General features: G+C 69.2%; 15 protein-coding genes. 2 read left to right on the forward strand and 13 right to left on the reverse strand.

Annotation, left to right across the window (positions count from 1 at the left end; genetic code table 11):
• Nucleotides 1-164: 164 nt before the first annotated feature.
• The 8 genes from ACQP0U_RS19185 to ACQP0U_RS19220 all read right to left on the reverse strand — a co-directional run bounded on the left by ACQP0U_RS19185 (nucleotide 165) and on the right by ACQP0U_RS19220 (nucleotide 7,166).
• Nucleotides 165-560 carry a hypothetical protein gene (locus tag ACQP0U_RS19185; RefSeq protein ID WP_433308927.1) on the reverse strand — a complete coding sequence of 132 codons (396 nt, stop codon included), beginning with the start codon at nucleotides 558-560 and terminating at the stop codon, nucleotides 165-167.
• Between the two features lie 17 nt (nucleotides 561-577).
• Nucleotides 578-967: a hypothetical protein gene (locus ACQP0U_RS19190; RefSeq protein WP_433308929.1), complete on the reverse strand. Its 390-nt coding sequence runs from the start codon at nucleotides 965-967 to the stop codon at nucleotides 578-580.
• Between the two features lie 110 nt (nucleotides 968-1,077).
• Nucleotides 1,078-1,632, reverse strand: coding sequence for a gluconokinase (locus ACQP0U_RS19195; protein WP_433308930.1), 555 nt, complete (start codon nucleotides 1,630-1,632; stop codon nucleotides 1,078-1,080).
• Nucleotides 1,622-2,851: a D-mannonate dehydratase ManD gene (manD, locus tag ACQP0U_RS19200; protein WP_433308932.1), complete on the reverse strand. Its 1,230-nt coding sequence runs from the start codon at nucleotides 2,849-2,851 to the stop codon at nucleotides 1,622-1,624. The genes ACQP0U_RS19195 and manD overlap by 11 nt, the downstream gene beginning before the upstream one ends.
• A 31-nt stretch (nucleotides 2,852-2,882) precedes the next feature.
• Nucleotides 2,883-4,031: a galactonate dehydratase gene (gene dgoD / locus ACQP0U_RS19205; protein ID WP_433308934.1), complete on the reverse strand. Its 1,149-nt coding sequence runs from the start codon at nucleotides 4,029-4,031 to the stop codon at nucleotides 2,883-2,885.
• A 7-nt stretch (nucleotides 4,032-4,038) separates the two neighbouring features.
• Entirely contained in the window at nucleotides 4,039-4,854 is an 816-nt protein-coding gene (locus ACQP0U_RS19210) for a carbohydrate ABC transporter permease (RefSeq protein ID WP_433308935.1), read from the reverse strand.
• Nucleotides 4,851-5,804 (reverse strand): carbohydrate ABC transporter permease, encoded by a 954-nt coding sequence (locus ACQP0U_RS19215; RefSeq protein WP_433308937.1) that lies wholly within the window; start codon nucleotides 5,802-5,804, stop codon nucleotides 4,851-4,853. Before ACQP0U_RS19215 ends, ACQP0U_RS19210 begins: the two co-directional genes overlap by 4 nt.
• A 75-nt stretch (nucleotides 5,805-5,879) precedes the next feature.
• Nucleotides 5,880-7,166 (reverse strand): ABC transporter substrate-binding protein, encoded by a 1,287-nt coding sequence (locus tag ACQP0U_RS19220; protein WP_433308939.1) that lies wholly within the window; start codon nucleotides 7,164-7,166, stop codon nucleotides 5,880-5,882.
• A gap of 135 nt (nucleotides 7,167-7,301) precedes the next feature.
• Here ACQP0U_RS19220 and ACQP0U_RS19225 point away from each other — a divergent pair, with 135 nt between their 5' ends.
• Together ACQP0U_RS19225 and ACQP0U_RS19230 are read left to right on the forward strand one after the other, a co-directional pair.
• Nucleotides 7,302-8,090 (forward strand): FadR/GntR family transcriptional regulator, encoded by a 789-nt coding sequence (locus ACQP0U_RS19225; RefSeq protein ID WP_433308941.1) that lies wholly within the window; start codon nucleotides 7,302-7,304, stop codon nucleotides 8,088-8,090.
• Between the two features lie 101 nt (nucleotides 8,091-8,191).
• On the forward strand, nucleotides 8,192-11,449 hold the full coding sequence (locus tag ACQP0U_RS19230; protein WP_433308942.1) for a glycoside hydrolase family 97 catalytic domain-containing protein: 3,258 nt from the start codon (nucleotides 8,192-8,194) through the stop codon (nucleotides 11,447-11,449).
• On the opposite strand, the gene ACQP0U_RS19235 is transcribed toward ACQP0U_RS19230, so the two are convergent.
• From ACQP0U_RS19235 to ACQP0U_RS19255, 5 genes are all read right to left on the reverse strand, one after another.
• A complete protein-coding gene (locus ACQP0U_RS19235; protein WP_433308944.1) occupies nucleotides 11,436-11,681 on the reverse strand; it encodes a hypothetical protein in 246 nt (81 codons plus the stop codon). The two genes, ACQP0U_RS19230 and ACQP0U_RS19235, sit on opposite strands and share 14 nt — an antisense overlap.
• 5 nt (nucleotides 11,682-11,686) lie before the next feature.
• Nucleotides 11,687-12,685: an RNA polymerase subunit sigma-70 gene (locus tag ACQP0U_RS19240; protein ID WP_433308946.1), complete on the reverse strand. Its 999-nt coding sequence runs from the start codon at nucleotides 12,683-12,685 to the stop codon at nucleotides 11,687-11,689.
• 89 nt (nucleotides 12,686-12,774) lie between these two features.
• A complete protein-coding gene (locus ACQP0U_RS19245) occupies nucleotides 12,775-14,136 on the reverse strand; it encodes a carbohydrate-binding domain-containing protein (protein WP_433308948.1) in 1,362 nt (453 codons plus the stop codon).
• A 147-nt stretch (nucleotides 14,137-14,283) separates the two neighbouring features.
• Nucleotides 14,284-15,066, reverse strand: coding sequence for a hypothetical protein (locus ACQP0U_RS19250; protein ID WP_433308950.1), 783 nt, complete (start codon nucleotides 15,064-15,066; stop codon nucleotides 14,284-14,286).
• A 138-nt stretch (nucleotides 15,067-15,204) separates the two neighbouring features.
• A complete protein-coding gene (locus ACQP0U_RS19255) occupies nucleotides 15,205-15,993 on the reverse strand; it encodes an SDR family NAD(P)-dependent oxidoreductase (protein WP_433308952.1) in 789 nt (262 codons plus the stop codon).
• Nucleotides 15,994-16,012 lie beyond the last annotated feature (19 nt).

The following is a 16,012-nucleotide window of genomic DNA, read 5'->3' on the forward strand; positions in this document are numbered from 1 at the left end:
GCATGGCGGCAGACTCCACTACGATAAGGGCAGGCTAACCTAACATGCCGTCGCTGGACCGGGCCGGACGGGAGGGCACCCGACGGTCTCGACGGAAGCACCCGGTGGCACGGAGGCGCGGCGACGGTCCGATGACCGCCGCCGTGCCCTCGTGCACAAGCCGATCAGGCCTGGTCGTACTCGGTGACGCAGTTGTACCGATCCCCGCCGCCCCAGTCGAGGCAGAGCACGAACTTGTAGGTGACGCCCTCCACCAGGTCGTGGACCCCGCCGTTGGAGGCCGACCGGGTGACACAACTCCCGTTGCTCTTGGCCTGGATGGTGTAGCGGTGGATAAGGGTGCTGGCGGTGTAGACCCGCAGGTCGGCGTAACGGCCGTCGGCTTCCTCATCGCACACGGTGAGCACATCCCCGTGGCTGGTGAAGGTCATCGAACCGCCGTCGCCGTTCCACGTCCAGACCGGGCCGAAGCTCGCGTGGGCGGGCACGGCTACCGCCAGTGCAGCCAGGACGGCTGCACCGGACATGCCGAGGCTGGCCAGCGTACGACGCAATCTCATCTGCGTTTCCCCTCGACCTAGGCGGTCTGGTTGATGCTGCGGCAGAACCGCAGCCCGCCGTCGGCGTTGTCGAGACACACCACGATCCGGTACTCCCGGCCCTCGACGAGGTCATGCGACCCGCCCTGGCTCGCCCGCGCCATCGTGCAGGTGTCGTTACCGTGTGCCTGAATCTTGTAGATCAATGTGGAGCCGTAGTACACCCGACCATCGACATAGAAACCGTCGGCCTGAAGGTCACAGACCTCGACGATGTCGCCGTAGGCCTTGAACATCAGGTCGCCGCCGGGATTGTCGTCCGAGGTCTTGATCCAGGTGTCCGCCATTGCTGGCGCGGCGAACAGGAACGACCCGGTGATCAGGGCCAACGACATGCCCGCCGCAGCGAGCCAGCGCTTAGTCTTCAACACACTCCTCACCAAAGCTGACGCGGTGTCCCGGCGAGCTGTCGCTCGCCGGGACACCGACTGTCCAACGGTCGTCCTGCAGGCCCCCTGCAACCGGCTTGCAGGGTCGGCTACCGCTCCCCCACCGGCGCCGAGACCGGCAGGCCGAGGCCCCTGACGGCCGCCGCGACCAGGGCCTCCGGGGCCAACGACACATCGAGTACGAGCACCGACTCGTCCGGCTCGGCCGGTTCCAACGTGGCGAGCTGCGACTCCAGCAGACTCGCCGGCATGTAGTGCCCCTCACGCCGGGCCAGTCGGGCTCGGATGACCTCCGCCGGCCCGTCCAGGTGCACGAAGTCCACCCGCAGCGGGCCCCGGCGGAGCACGTCCCGGTACGACCGCTTCAACGCCGAGCAGGCCAGCACCGTCGACCGGCCGTCAGCGCCGCGATCGGTGATCCACGACGCGATGTCCCGCAGCCAGGGCCACCGGGTGGTGTCGTCCAGCGGCACACCGGAACGCATCCGCGCCACGTTCTCCGGGGAGTGGAACTCGTCCGCCTCGGCGAACGTCAGCCCGGTCGCCGCGCTGATCCCACGCGCCACAGTGGTCTTGCCGGCCCCGGAGACGCCCATCACCACGACGTGCCGGCTGGGCCGGGCGCCGCGCCGCTCACCAGTCATGGACCGTGCCGTCCTTGAGCCGGTTGAACGGCAGGTACGCGGGCTCGTACGGGAATCGGGCCGCCGCCTCCTCGTCGAGCTCCACCCCGAGCCCCGGCTGGTCGCCCGGGTGCAGGTAGCCGTCGGTGAAGGTGAACGACTGCCGGAACACCTCGTTGGCCAGCGGGGTGTGCTTCATGTACTCCTGGATCCCGAAGTTGTGGATGGCCAGGTCCAGGTGCAGCGCCGCGGCCATACCCACCGGGGAGATGTCGGTGGGGCCGTGGATGCCGGACTTGATCTGGTACTGGGCGGCGAAGTCGAGCAGCTTGCGCATGGCGGTGATGCCGCCGGTGTGGGTGACCGCGGAGCGGACGTAGTCGATCAACTGCTCCCGGATCAGCGTCTGGTAGTCCCAGACCGTGTTGAAGACCTCACCGATGGCCAGCGGGGTGGTGGTGTGCTGGCGCACCAGCCGCAACGCCTCCTGGTTCTCGGCCGGGGTGCAGTCCTCCAGCCAGAACAGGTCGTACGGTTCGAGGGCCTTGCCGAGCTTGGCGGCCTGGATCGGGGTCATCCGGTGGTGACCGTCGTGCAGCAGCGGCAACTCCGGGCCGAACTCGCCGCGGACCGCCTCGAAGACCGACGGCAGGTGGCGCAGGTACGCGCGGGTGTCCCAGTCCTCCTCGACGGGCAGCGGAGTGCGCTGCGCGGGCTCGTAGTCGTAGCGCTGGCCGGTGGCGCTGGGCTGGGCGGCCACACCGTAGACCGCGTTGATCCCCGGCACCGACGTCTGCACCCGGATCGACCGGAAGCCCTCGTCGAGGTGGCGGCGGATCGAGTCGAACAGCTCGGGGATGTCCCGCCCCGACGCGTGCCCGTACGCCATGATGCCGGTCCGCGACGCCCCGCCCAGCAGTTGGTACAACGGCATGCCCGCGGCCTTGGCCAGGATGTCCCAGAGCGCGACGTCCACCGCGGCGATGGCCGCCATGGTGACCGGGCCACGCCGCCAGTACGCCGACCGGTACAGGAACTGCCAGGTGTCCTCGATCCGGTGCGCGTCGCGGCCCATGAGCAGCGGGGCGACGTGGTCGCGCAGGTACGAGGCGACGGAGAGCTCACGGCCGTTGAGCGTGGCGTCGCCCAGACCGGTGAGGCCCTCATCGGTGGTGATCTTGAGGGTGACGAAGTTCCGGTCGGGGCTGGACACGATGATGTCTGCTGCGACGATCTTCACGGGGTGCCTTTCGTTCTTACCGGTCGGGGTCTCACCACTCCGCGTAGGAGCCGTCGGGGTGCCGCCAGGTCGGGCTGCGCCAGGCGTGCCCGCGCTTGTCCGCGGTCCGCACCGCGTGTTCGTCGATCTCGATGCCGAGACCGGGCGCGGTCAACCGCCGCACGTACCCGTCGACGAAGGTCAGCGGGGTCTGGTCGAGGCAGTAGTCGAGCACCTCGGCGCCCTGGTTGTAGTGGATGCCGATGCTCTGCTCCTGGATCAGGAAGTTGGGTGTGGCGAAGCCGACCTGGAGGCAGGCGGCGAGAGCGATCGGCCCGAGCGGGCAGTGCGGGGCGAGCTGCACGTCGTACACCTCGGCCAACGTGGCGATCTTGCGAACCTCGGTGATGCCGCCGGCGTGCGCGAGGTCCGGTTGGGCCACGGCGATGCCGGCCTGGAGCACGGGCAGGAACTCCTGCCGGTTGTAGAGCCGCTCCCCTGTCGAGATGGGGGTGGTCGTGCAGCGGACGACCTCACCGATCAGGTGCGAGTTCTCCGGCACCACTGGTTCTTCCAGGAAGAACGGTCGGTAGGGCTCCAGCAGCGGTGCGACCCGCCGGACGTTGGCGAGGGTGAACCGACCGTGGAAGTCGACAGCGACGTCGCGGTCGTCGCCGAGGACCTCGCGGGCGGCGGCCACCCGTTGCACCACCGCGTCGAGGTCGGCGACCGAGGCGAGCGCGCCCATCCGCCCGGACGCGTTCATCTTCACCGCGGTCAGGCCCGCCTCGATCCGGGCGCTGATCTGGTCGCGGATCTCGGCGGGCTCGTCACCGCCGATCCAGCCGTAGACCCGGATCCGGTCCCGGACCGGCCCACCGAGGAGCTGGTGCACGGGGGCGCCGTAGTGCTTGCCGGCGATGTCCCAGAGCGCCTGGTCCAGACCGGACACCGCGCTGGCCAGGATCGGGCCGCCCCGGTAAAAGGATCCCTTGGTCAGCACCTGCCAGTGGTCCTCGATGCGCAGCGCGTCCCGACCCACCAGCACCTCGCTGAGCTGGTGGACGGCCGTGCGTACGGTCTCGGACCGGCCCTCGCAGGTCGCCTCGCCCCAGCCGACGATGCCGGACTCCGTCTCGATCCGGACGAAGAGCCAGCGGGGCGCGACCAGGAAGGTCTCGACCTTGGCGATTGTCGTCATGACGCGGTCAGCCCTTCGTGGCACCGGCGGTGAGGCCGGAGACGACGTACTTCTGCACGAACAGGGCGATCAGCATGATCGGCAGGGTGACCACCGTCGCCGCGGCCATCAGGCCGCCCCAGTCGATGCTGGCGTAGCCGACGAAGTCGAAGATCGCGACGGGGAGCGTCTTCGTGTCCGAGCCGGAGAGCACCAGCGCGAACATGAAGTTGTTCCAGGAGAAGATGAAGGAGAGGATGCCGGCGGTCGCGACGCCGGGCACCGACAGCGGCAGGGTGATCCGCCGGAACGCGCCGATGTGGGTCAGCCCGTCGACGAGCGCGGCCTCTTCCAACTCGGCGGGCAGGCCGTCGAAGTAGCCCATCATGATGTAGACGATCAGCGGCAGCGACACGAACATGTGGCTCAGGATCAGCACTGTGAACCCGCCGACCATCTTCAGGTTCGAGAAGACGTAGTACCAGGGCACCAGGAGCGAGACGCCGGGGATCACCCGGGCCATGAGCACGACGAGCGCGGACTTCTTCATGGCGAACCGGCTCATCGAGTACGCGGCGGGCACGCCGAGCAGCAGCGAGAGCGTGGTGGCCGCGAACGCCACCCAGAGGCTGTTGCCGATGAACTCGAGATAGTTCGCCTGCTGGAGAACTGTCTCGTAGTTCTTCAGGCTGGGCGAGAAGACGAACGCCTTGGCGGTGTCGTAGATGTCCACGTTGGTCTTGAACGACGCGGTGATCATCCAGAGCAGCGGCGCCATCAGCGCGAACACCACGACGACGAGAGCCGACGTGCGGAACACCCGGTACGGCTTGCTCGGCTTCATCGGCCCAGCCCCTTCTTGCGATAGGTGAGGGCCCACATCACCCCGATGATGATCAGGAAGAAGATGATGAGGACTGTCGACGAGACGCCGTAGTCGTTGTAGTCGAAGCTGAGGCCGTACGCGTACACGTTGAGGGTCTCGACCTCGTGGAACGACCCGCCGCCGCGACCCTTGGTGGCGTAGAGGATGTCGAACGTCTTCAGCGCGTCGATGCCGCGCAGCAGGATGGCGACGATCACCGTGGGCATCAGCAGCGGGAGCGTGACGTGTCGGAAGCGCTGCCAGCTGCTGGCGCCGTCGATCCGGGCCGCCTCCTGGGGCTCGTCGGAGAGCGAGGTGAGCCCGGCGAGCAGGATCAGCACGACCATCGGGGTCCACTGCCAGACGTCGATGAACATCGTCGTCGGCAGGGCCGAGTGCTGCCCGGCCAGCCAGGGCTGGGGGCCGATCCCGACCCAGCCGAGCAGCTGGTTCGCCATCCCGATGTTGGGGTCGAAGATCAGGCGCCACATCATGCCGACCGCCACCGGAGTGGCCACCAGCGGCAGGAGGATCGCGACGCGGACCCACTTCTCACCCCGGAAGGGCCGCCACAGCAGCAGGGCGATCGCCATACCGAGGATGACCTCGAAGAACAACACGACGCCGGTGAAGAGGACCGTACGCCAGACCGCCGGCCAGAACCGGTCGGTGTCGGTGAGCACGTCGAGGTAGTTCTGGAAGCCGATGAACTCCGACTCGGCGCGCACCGAACCCTCGGCGTCGGTCAGGCTCAGGTACCCGGTCCACGCCACCGGGAAGATGATCAGCACGGCGACGAACGCCATGGCGGGTGCCGCGAAAAGCCACTTGCGGTGTTCGTTGGCCCAACGCGACCAGGCCGACGTCGTGTCCACTGACGCCGCGGGGGCCTCGGGCGAATCGGTACGGGGGGTGAGAACGGCTGACATTGAGATCTCCGGGTTGGAGGGGCCAGGTCCCGGCGAGGCGGCGGAGCCCGTCGGCCCCGCCGCCCAGCGCGTGGGTTACTTCGCCTCGTCGTCGAGGAACTTCTGGAACGCCGCGTTCGCCGTGTCGGCCGAGCTGGCCGCGTCCTTGCCGGTGATCGCGTCGACGATCGGCTGGCCGACGATCTCCCGTGCCTGGGCCACCTTGACCACCAGCGGACGGTCGTGCCCGACGCCGTTGGCGGTGCTGACCGTGTTGGCCTCGGCAAGGTCCTTCGGGTAGGAGGCGGTACCCGCCGGGTTCGCCCAGACCGAGCTGCGGGCACCGGGTACGCCGGCAGTCTGCTGTGCCAGCGCCTGCTCCTTGCCGGCCGCCCACTGGATGAACTTCCAGGCGTTGTCCTTGTTCTCCGAGCTGTCGTTCACGCCGAGCGCCCAGGACGGGATGTTGTAGGGCTTCGATCCGGCCGGGCCGGCCGGGAAGGGTGCGAAGCCGACGGAGTCGACGACCTTGGACTTGGTCGGGTCGGTGGCGTTCTTGTAGAGCGAGTTGGCCTCGGTGTAGAAGGCGGCCTTGCCCTGGGTGAAGATCGCCATCGCCTCCGACCAGCTCATGTCGGTGCTGATGTTCTCCGGGCCGTGGTCCCTGAGCAGCCCGCCGTAGTAGGCGTACGCCTGCTTGGCCTGCTCGGTGTTGACGGTGGCCTTTCCGCTGGAGTCCACGAAGTCGCCGCCGAAGCTGAAGAGGAAGCTGGAGAACTGGGTGACTGCGGCGGCCTTGCCGGTACGGGCGACGAATCCGGCGACGCCCGGGTTGTCGGCCTCGACCTTCGCGGCCTGCGTCTTGAGTTCGTCGAGGGTCTTGGGCGGCGCGGTGAAGCCGGACTTCGCCAGCAGGTCCTTGCGGTAGTAGAGAACCTCCTGCTCGGTGATGATCGGCAGCCCGACGACCTTGTCCGCATAGGTCGTCGCCTGCAACGGCCCGGCCTGGAAGTCACCGAACTCGAAGGCGCTGTCGGACTTGGCCTTCTCGCTCAGGTCGGCGAGGTACTTGTTCTTGCCGAACAGCTTCCCCTCCTGCAGGGGCCGGTACATCATCACGTCGAGGTCGTCGGACCCGGCGTTCAGCTTGACGTTGTACTGGTCGGAGAGCTGGTCCTCACCGAGCTGGGTGACTTCGACTTTGAGGCCGGACTGCTTCTCGAACTCCGGCAGGACCTTCTTGATGTTCTCTGTCCACACGTGGTTGACCAGTGTCACGCGAACGGTCTTCGAGTCTTCGCCGCCGCCGTCGCCGCCGCAGGCGGTCAGGCTCATGGCGGTGACCACGGCCAGAGAAGTGCCGATTATCGATCGACGTCGCACGCTTGTCTCTCCTTCTGTCGTGGCCGCTGCTCCGGTGGGAGCCGCTACCTCGGTGTTACATCCGCTTAACATCGGGATGCTAGGCCGAAAAAGCTGATTACCTCAAGAGGTACATACAAATGATATGATCTTTGGGTGGAACCGTCCTCAACAGAGGTTGCAGTCGCGCCGGCCCTCCCCGCCGAGTCCGGCCTGCACGCGCGCGTCCTCGAACACCTCGGCACCGCCATCTGCGGCGGCGAGCTGGCACCCGGATCGGTCCTCAACATCGACGAGCTGGTCGACAGGTACGCGGTGTCCCGCTCGGTCGTCCGCGAGGTGCTGCGGGTGCTGGCCTCGATCGGCTTCATCGAGGCACGCCGACGGGTGGGCGTGATGATCCGGCCGGCCAGCGCGTGGAACGTCTTCGACCCGCAGGTGATCCGCTGGCGTCTCGCCTCGGCAGGCCGGATGGCCCAGCTCCGCTCGATCACCGAACTACGCACCGCCGTCGAGCCGCACGCGGCCTTCCTGGCCGCCAGCCGGATCGGCCGTGACGAGGCGAGCGACCTCGTGGGGCTGGCCGCGAAGATGTGGGCGGCCGGCGAGGCCGGCGACGAGGAGCGCTTCCTGCACCTTGACATCGAGTTCCACCGGCGCGTCCTGCTCGCCTCCGGCAACGAGATGTTCGTCCGGCTCCAGGATCTGGTGGCGGAGGTGCTCACCGGCCGGCACAAGCACCACCTCATGCCACACCACCCGCACGAGCAGGCCCTCCAGATGCACGCCGATGTCGCCCAGGCGATCCAGCGACGCGACGGTGACCGCGCCCGGCAGGCGATGGTGCAGCTGATGGAGCAGGCATTCGGCGAGATGAAGTCGCTGTGGGAGCAGATCGGCATGCCCGACCGGAACACCGATGGCGGTCCGACGACGCCCCGATGACCGGAGCATGATCATTCGGATCTAGGGTCCCCAGGTGTTGCGGCCGGATCACGGCCTCGGGCAAGGATGGGGACAGACGGATGCATCAAGTTGGTCGAGGGTTGACACGGAGACTGGGCCTGCTGGTGACAGCAGCGCTCACGGTCTCGTCCGGGCTTCTCGGGGCACCTGCGTACGCCGCCGAGCCGGTGGCCGCCGCGGTGAACGACGGGCAGGCCGTCCGCTCTCCCGACGGGACGTTGGGCGTCGCCGTCAGCGATGACGGTGGGCGGCTCTCGTACAGCGTGACGAACCGTGGGAAGGTCGTCGTCGGCGCCTCCGGTCTCGGCCTCGACCTCGCCGGACGCCCCAGCCTCACCGAGGCGATGAGCGTCGTCTCCGTGCAACGCCGCACCATCGACGAGACGTGGAAGCCGCTCTGGGGCACCGACGGCGCCGTCCGCAACCACGCTCGTGAGCTCACTGTCCACGCCGTGCAGGCGGGCACAGGGTTCCGTCTGGACGTCATTGTCCGCGTCTTCGACGACGGCGTCGGGATCCGCTACCACATCCCGGCCCAGCCAGGTGTTGACGACTACACGGTGACCGCCGAGCGCACCGAGTTCACCCTGGACCCGGCGGCGCGGAGCTGGTCCATTGCCGCCGGCAAGGACTGGAACGCCGACGAGCAGCACTACCGCGACCAGCCGCTGTCAGCGGTGCCGACGGCGCAGACCCCCATCACCGTGGCGACCGGGAAGACGTACCTGGTGGTGCACGAGGCCGACCTCACCGACTACCCGAGCATGACGCTGAAGGCGGTGCCGGGGCAGCCCGGACGGTTCTCCAGTGACCTGATCAGCCTGCCGGACGGCACGAAGGCGAAGCTGCGCGGCGACTTCTCCACCCCGTGGCGCACCCTGACCATCGGCGAGCGACCCGGCGACCTGGCCGAGTCCCACCTCATCGAGAACCTCAACGACCCCTGCGCGATCTGCGCCGACGACACGTCCTGGATCAAGCCCGCCAGCTACGTCGGCGTCTGGTGGGAGCTACAGCGCCGGCAGACCACCTGGACGTACGGGCCGACCCATGGCGCCACCACGGCCCGCCTCAAGCAGTACATCGACCTGGCGAAGCAGGCCGGCGCCAAGTTCGTACTGGCCGAGGGCTGGAACACGAACGCCGGTGGCAACTGGGCGAACCAGGACTTCCTCACCCCGCAGCCCGACTTCGACCTGCCCGCCGTGCTCGACTACGCCAAGCAGAACGGCGTCGAGTACATCGCGCACAACGAGACCCGCGGCGATGTCGACTACTACGACAGGCACCTTGAGGAGATCTTCTCCCGGTACGAGGCGCTCGGCATCCACGCCATCAAGACCGGTTACGCCACCAAGTTCCTGCTGGGCGGGGTGAACCGCAGCCACTTCGACCAGGAGGCGGTCCGCCACTACCAGCGGGTGATCGACGCCGCCGCCCGGCACCACATCACGATCAACGCCCACGAGTCGATCAAGCCGACCGGGTTGGCGCGCACCTACCCCAACATGATGAGCGGCGAAGGCGTCGCCGGCATGGAGCAGCAGAACTACAAGGGCGCGAACGGCAACCCGCCGGCGCAGGCCACCATCCTGCCGTTCACCCGGTTCATGGGCGGCCCGGCCGACTACACCCCCGGCGTGCTGAACGTGACCTGGGACCCGGCCAAGCTCGGCACCCGCGTGCAGACCACCTCCACCGCCCAGCTGGCGCTCTCGACGATCTTCTACAGCCCACTGCAGATGCTCGCGGACACCCCGGAGAACTACGCCGCGCACCCCGGCTTCGCGTACCTGAAGGATCTGCCGACCACCTGGGACGAGAGCCGGGTGCTCGACAGCGTCATCGGCGACTACACGACGACGGCCCGCCGGCACGGCGACACCTGGTACGTCGGCGCCATCACCGACGAGAACGACCGGACCCTCACGACGCCGCTGTCGTTCCTGTCCCGCGGCTCGTACGTGGCGGAGATCTACGCCGACGCCGCCGAGACGACCTGGCGCGGGAACCCACTGCCCGTCGAGATCCGCAGGGTTCTCGTCCGACAGTCGACGGACCTCAGCATGTCGCTGGTCGCCGGCGGCGGCCAGGCGGTGCGGATCCGGCCCGCCTCCGACGAGGACCTGCGTGACCTCGACTGGTACGCCGCGCCGCGGGCGAAGGTCGGCGCCGCCGAGGCGACACTGGACGAGACCACCCAGCAGCTGACCGTGACCGCGCCGCTCACCAACACCGGAAGCACAGTGGCCGCCCTCCCCGTGCAGCTGTTCGTCGACGGTCGCGCCGTCGGCGAGACACGCACGGTTCGCGTCGCCGGAGCGGCGAGCACCACCGTCGAGCTGACCCTGCCGGCGACCCAGGTTCCCGACCAGGATTTCAAGGTTGCCGTCGGCGCACCGACCGGCGAGCACGGCAAGCAGGTCCGGGTGCCGCAGACCCGCTCGATGCAGCGGCTCCTTCAGCAGCTGCACAGGTCCGGCGACGTGAGCCAGGCGGCGCTCAGCACGTTGCAGCAGCGCGTGACCCAGGCCGAGGCCGAGCTGAACAGCGGCGACGTGAACGGGCGACTGCGCGCGCTGCAGAACCTGCGCCTGGATCTCTATCGTCAGCCGCTGACGGAGGCGACCCTGACGGCGCGCACCGCGATCGACGACCTGCTCAGCGTTCGACTCGGGCCTCCACGCGGGATGCTCTCCGTCGCCAGGAACGTGCGGCTGGCCGCGGACCTGCGGAGCATCGACCCCGCGCTGTCCAGGCGGCTCCTGGGCGAGATCGCCACCGCGACCCGGTCCGCGTCGGCCAACGACACCGCCGCGATGCGGGAGGCTCTCGACAGGTTCGGTGCTCGCGTCACCACCGCTCCGGCCGGGCAGATCACCCCGGAGGTCGCGGCGACGCTGCTCGCCTCCACCGCCGCGCTCACCGCCGGGCCGAGCACCCTCCAGGCGGAGGCCGCGCAACTGCTCGGTGAGGCCTGCCTACGGACCAACCATGCCGGATACACCGGCAGCGGCTTCGTGGCCTGCCTCAAGACCCAGAACAGCGGCGTACGGTTCACCGCCCCGGTCTCCGGTGACGGTGACTACCTGGTCCGGCTGCGGTACGGCAACGCCATGGGCGCCACCCAGACGATGACTCTGGCCAGCGGAACGGCGTCGGTGCAGGTGCAGATGCCGACCCTTGCGACCTGGCCGACCTGGTCGGAGCAGACCGTGCGGCTGCCGATCGCCCGGGGCCACTCGCTCGACCTCGTCTTCGGCCCCACCGACAACGGCAACGTCAACGTCGACGCCATCACCCTCGAACCAGACCTGGGTGTCGTCACGCGGCCGTGAGGCGGCTGCCCCCGTAATCAACTCGGCTTCCGTGAAGTCGCGGTGTCGCACCAACCAGGACACCGCGATTTCCGGGCAGCCAGAACCCGGCATCGCGGCCGAGCACCGGCCCGGCCTCGCCGTCGCGCAGCTCCAGCTGCACCCGCCCACTGGTGACCACACCGAACGCGTCGTACCAGTCCGTCGCGGCCACCGCGGCACGCGCGCCACCGGGCAGCGTGAGCGTCCACATCGGGACTACTCCGTGCCGTCCGCCGGCAGGCGCTCCGGCAGCCCGAGCCGCGGGAACTGGTCGTCGTGGAAGGTGATGATCTCGGTGATCGCGCCGCCGGTGACCCGCAGGACGTCGATCGTCAGCGGCAGGTACGCGCCCTCCTGCTTCCGCCACTGGTAGAAGGCGACGGCGGGCTGCCGGTTCACCGCGGTGGGGACCGCGCGCAGGCCCGTCATGCCGTCGAAGCCATCCTCGACCCAGTTGTTCACCACCGCGTTCCGGCCGACGTGCAGACCCGGCGTGGGCGGCATCGAGCAGCGGACGTCGTCGCGCAGCATGGCGGCGAGCGCGTCGACGTTCGTGGCCACGCTGGCGTCGGTGAAGCGGCGCACCAGCTCGCGCGTCCCGGCGTCCTCCTCGCCGCCGGTCCAGTCCTGCCGCTCGGCGGGCAGGTGCTCCCGCATCCCGGCGCGAGCCCGCTGCAGCGCGCTGTTGACCGAGTTGACCGAGTCTCCGAGCAGCTCCGCGACCTCCTTCGCCGGCCAGCCGAGCACCTCCCGCAGGATCAGCACGGCCCGCGGACGCGGCGCGAGGTGCTGGACCGCCACCAGGTACGCCAGCTCGACCGTCTCCCGCGCGACGGCGAGGGTCTCCGGCTCGTCCGCGTCGCCCGCGGGCAGCTCGTCGAGCAGGCGGTCCGGGTACGGCTGCAACCACAGCACCTCGCCGCCGGTCGCCGGCTCCGGGCGGCGCTTGGCGAGCAGGTCCAGGCAGGCGTTGGTGGCGATCCGGTACAGCCAGGCCCGGAACGTCGACCGCCCCTCGAACGTCTCCCGCCGCCGCCAGGCACGCAGGAACGTCTCCTGCACGGTGTCCTCGGCGTCCTCGAACGACCCGAGCATCCGGTAGCAGTGCACGTGCAACTCCCGCCGGTGCCGCTGCGCCAGCCCCGAGAACGCCGGCTCTTCGACCTCGCCCAGACCGCTCACGCCCAGCTCCTCCAGCCGCGTGTCCGCACTCATCGCGTCATCCTTCCGCCTCGTCATGTCCTGTCGTAGGTATGACGGGCGCGAGGACGACAACTCATCACTGCGGTGAGCGCACCCACCCGTCAGCGGACCACGCCGAGCCCGGTGAAGGACCTGTCGTACTCGGTGAACGACTGGTTGTTGTAAGGGGCGTAGATCCAGGTCCGCAGCGAGTTCGCAGCGGTGTCGACCTCGACCAGGCGTACCGGATTGGTGGTGTTGGAGTGGAACGTCTGGAGGAACGTGTAGATCTTGTTGCCGTTGACTCCGGTGTCGACCCGGTTGGCGGCGATGCCGACGTGACCGGAGAAGACGAAACGGATGTTGGCGTACTGCTTGATCAGGTTGTCGAAGAGGTACTGCGGGCTGGTCGCGCCGTACGAGGCGCTCTGCTCGATGTTGCCGCTGCCGTCGATGTAGTCGTGGGTAACGACGATGACGTTGTGCCGCGGGTTTGCGGCGACGACGCTCCTGGCCCAGTTCACGGCGTCGATCCGGGGCCAGAGTTCCAGGGTGAGCACCATCCACTGGACCCCGCCGGCTTCGAAGGTCGAGTACGAGTTGTCGACCTTGCCGGCCTCGAACTGTCCCTTCACCGCGCCGTACTGGCTGGCGGTGAAGTACCTGTTGAAAACGGTGGTGTCCCGGACGAGTTCCCTGGTGTGGGCGGGGTCCCGAGCGGACCCGCCTTCGCCGGTCGCCTGGGTGTCGTGGTTGCCGATCGCCAGCGAGTACGGGAGGCCCGCGGTCTCGATCGGGCGCATCGCGTCGCGGGCGATGACGTACTGGGAGTGGTCGGGGGTGTCCCAGTTGACCACGTCACCGGAGTGGGTCACGTAGCGCAGGTCGAGCGCGGAACGGTTCTGCGCCAGCCAGTTGGTGCGGTTGCGGAACCGGGTGTCCGAGCTGTTCAGCACCTCCTGCTGGGTGTCCGGCAGGACGGCGAAGCTGAACTTCGTGTCGGTGGCGCCTGCGGTCTCCATCCGCGCGTACGCGATGTGGACGTTGCGGTCGCAGGGGTCGGCCCGGAAGTCGTTGACGAGCTGGATCCGCACGGTGTGCTGCCCACCGCCGACCGCGGCGCCGACCGGGTAGGTGCCGTAGCTGGTCGCGCTGACGATGGTGGTCTGACCGATTGCGACACCGTCGACAGTCACCCGGACGGTCGGCCAACCCTGGCAGTTGTCCCCGATGGCCCCGATCAGCACCCGCCCGGAGCCGCTGATGCTGGTGGTGGCGTAACTGGAGTTGCCCCAGAGCGAGGCGTGCGTGCCGGAGGCGGGCACGGGGGTGCCGGTCGCCGTGCGGATCGCACCGTCCACGACGGTGAACTGGGAGGGCTCGGCGGCGTTCGCCGTGCCGCTGGTGAGTGTTCCGCCGGCCACGGCGACCACCATCGCCACGGCCATCGCCACGAACCTGGACCTGGATCTCCTGATACGCACCGCTGATCCTCCCTTGCCGACATCCGCCCATAAGTGGGCATTCGCAGCGTAGAGAAGATCGGGACGACACATGTGAATGCTTCGGGGCCAACCCGAGTACCCGAGCTGTACTTTCCGTTTCCGCACGGCCCGGGACGCGGTGCGGTCCTACCGCGAGGTGCTGCCCGATCGGCCCCCGCCGGCGGCGGAGGGCCGGTGCGCGATGCGGGGCGCCCGCACGGCGGAGGCGGTGCCGGCGCCCGGGCGGTAGTCCCGTGCGGCGCTGGCCACCATCTCGTCGGCATCGCGAGCGAGCGCCTGCCGAACGTGCGGCGGAACGAACTCGGACGTCGCCATCGCCAGCCGGACCTGCACCGCGCGGTCGTCGACCAGGCGCGCCAGGTCCTTCTCGCTCAGCTCGACGGCCCGCACCAGCGCGGCACGGACGTCCACCACCGGGTCCGCGGCGAGCGCGCTGCGCTGTCCGGCGGTGGTCCGCGGGTTGCGGGCAACCCCCTTGCGTACGCGTGCGGTGCGATCGGCCAGCAGGGCGGTGATCACGTCGGGGTCGTGGCTGTGGGTGGCGAGCCGTTCCCGCACCTCGGGTGAGACGTCGTCGATCAGCCTGGCGGCCAACTCCGGCTCCAGCTCGCGACTCTCCGCGAGGAGACCGCGAAGCTCCTTGTCCGAGGTCTTCGCCATGACCTGGCGGATCGACTCGTCACAGGCCGGGTTGCCGGCGACAGCCCAGCGGACCCACCTGTCGGCGTCCTTGACCAGACGCATGAGGTTGGCGATCGAGGTGGACGGGTTCCTCGCCACCGCCTCCCGGACCTGACGATCATGGTCCCGGGTGAGCGGTCGCAGGGCCTGCGCGGGAGCGTCGGCGCGAGCGGCGACCGCCTTGCGGACCAGGGCCGACGGGTCGGAGGCCAGGTCAATAAGGGTCATTTGTGGTGTTGTGGGGTCCTGTGCGAGGGCTAGCCGAGCGTCAGCGCTGCCACCGATCGGACGGTGGGCGGTGGTGCCGGACCCGCTGTGACTGTCGGCCTCGCCGACGTCCTGCTGTTTCCCCATTGCGCAATCATGTCACGCGCCCGGTTCGGCAGTACCGGCCGCGGGCGGGACCGGGGCGGGTAGGCGCAGGCCGGACATGCCGCCGTCCACCGGCAACGACGAACCGGTCACCGACCCGGTCGCGGGCGACGCGAGGTAGACGACGGCGGCGGCCACCTCGTCGGCGGTCACCAGGCGGCCCGTCGGCTGGCGGGCGGCCAGTTGCCGCTTCTCCGCCGTCGGGTCGGCCGCGCGGGCGAGCAGGCGGGCCACCCAGGGCGTGTCGACGGTGCCGGGGGCGACACAGTTGACCCGGACACCCTCCGTCACCAGGTCGGCGGCCATGGCGAGGGTGAGGGCGTGCACGGCACCCTTCGACGCCGAGTACAGCGCGCGTCGGGGCAGGCCGACGGTCGCCGCGATCGAGGAGATGTTGACGATCGCCGCGGACGACGACCGGCGCAGGTACGGCAGGGTGACAGCGCTGGTCCGGGCCACGCCGGAGACGTTGACGTCGAGCACCCTGCTCCACTGCTCGTCGTCGTCCTCCTCCACAGTGCCCACTGCCGAGATGCCGGCGTTGTTCACCAGGATGTCGATGCCGCCGAACGCCTCCGCGACCGAGGCGACGGCCGCGCTGAGGGAGGACCTGTCGGCCACGTCCGCCCGGACGCCGAGTACGGCGGGATCCTCGGGCAGACCGGACAGCTCCAGGTCCAGGACACCGACCCGGGCGCCGGCGGCGGCGAACGCCCGCACACAGGCAAGCCCGATCCCCGACCCGCCTCCGGTCACCACCGCCACGAGACCGTCACACCGCATGCTGCTCTCCCCTTCCGAG

The sequence above is a fragment of the Micromonospora sp. CA-269861 genome, assembly GCF_050948505.1.
GTDB lineage: Bacteria > Actinomycetota > Actinomycetes > Mycobacteriales > Micromonosporaceae > Micromonospora.

Coding starts and splice junctions, on each gene's coding strand:
- ACQP0U_RS19250 (WP_433308950.1), bottom strand. CDS start 15,066: ATGACCCTTATTGACCTGGCCTCCGACCCGTCGGCCCTGGTCCGCAAG.
- dgoD (WP_433308934.1), bottom strand. CDS start 4,031: ATGACGACAATCGCCAAGGTCGAGACCTTCCTGGTCGCGCCCCGCTGG.
- ACQP0U_RS19185 (WP_433308927.1), bottom strand. CDS start 560: ATGAGATTGCGTCGTACGCTGGCCAGCCTCGGCATGTCCGGTGCAGCC.
- ACQP0U_RS19195 (WP_433308930.1), bottom strand. CDS start 1,632: ATGACTGGTGAGCGGCGCGGCGCCCGGCCCAGCCGGCACGTCGTGGTG.
- ACQP0U_RS19210 (WP_433308935.1), bottom strand. CDS start 4,854: ATGAAGCCGAGCAAGCCGTACCGGGTGTTCCGCACGTCGGCTCTCGTC.
- ACQP0U_RS19255 (WP_433308952.1), bottom strand. CDS start 15,993: ATGCGGTGTGACGGTCTCGTGGCGGTGGTGACCGGAGGCGGGTCGGGG.
- ACQP0U_RS19235 (WP_433308944.1), bottom strand. CDS start 11,681: ATGTGGACGCTCACGCTGCCCGGTGGCGCGCGTGCCGCGGTGGCCGCG.
- ACQP0U_RS19215 (WP_433308937.1), bottom strand. CDS start 5,804: ATGTCAGCCGTTCTCACCCCCCGTACCGATTCGCCCGAGGCCCCCGCG.
- ACQP0U_RS19240 (WP_433308946.1), bottom strand. CDS start 12,685: ATGAGTGCGGACACGCGGCTGGAGGAGCTGGGCGTGAGCGGTCTGGGC.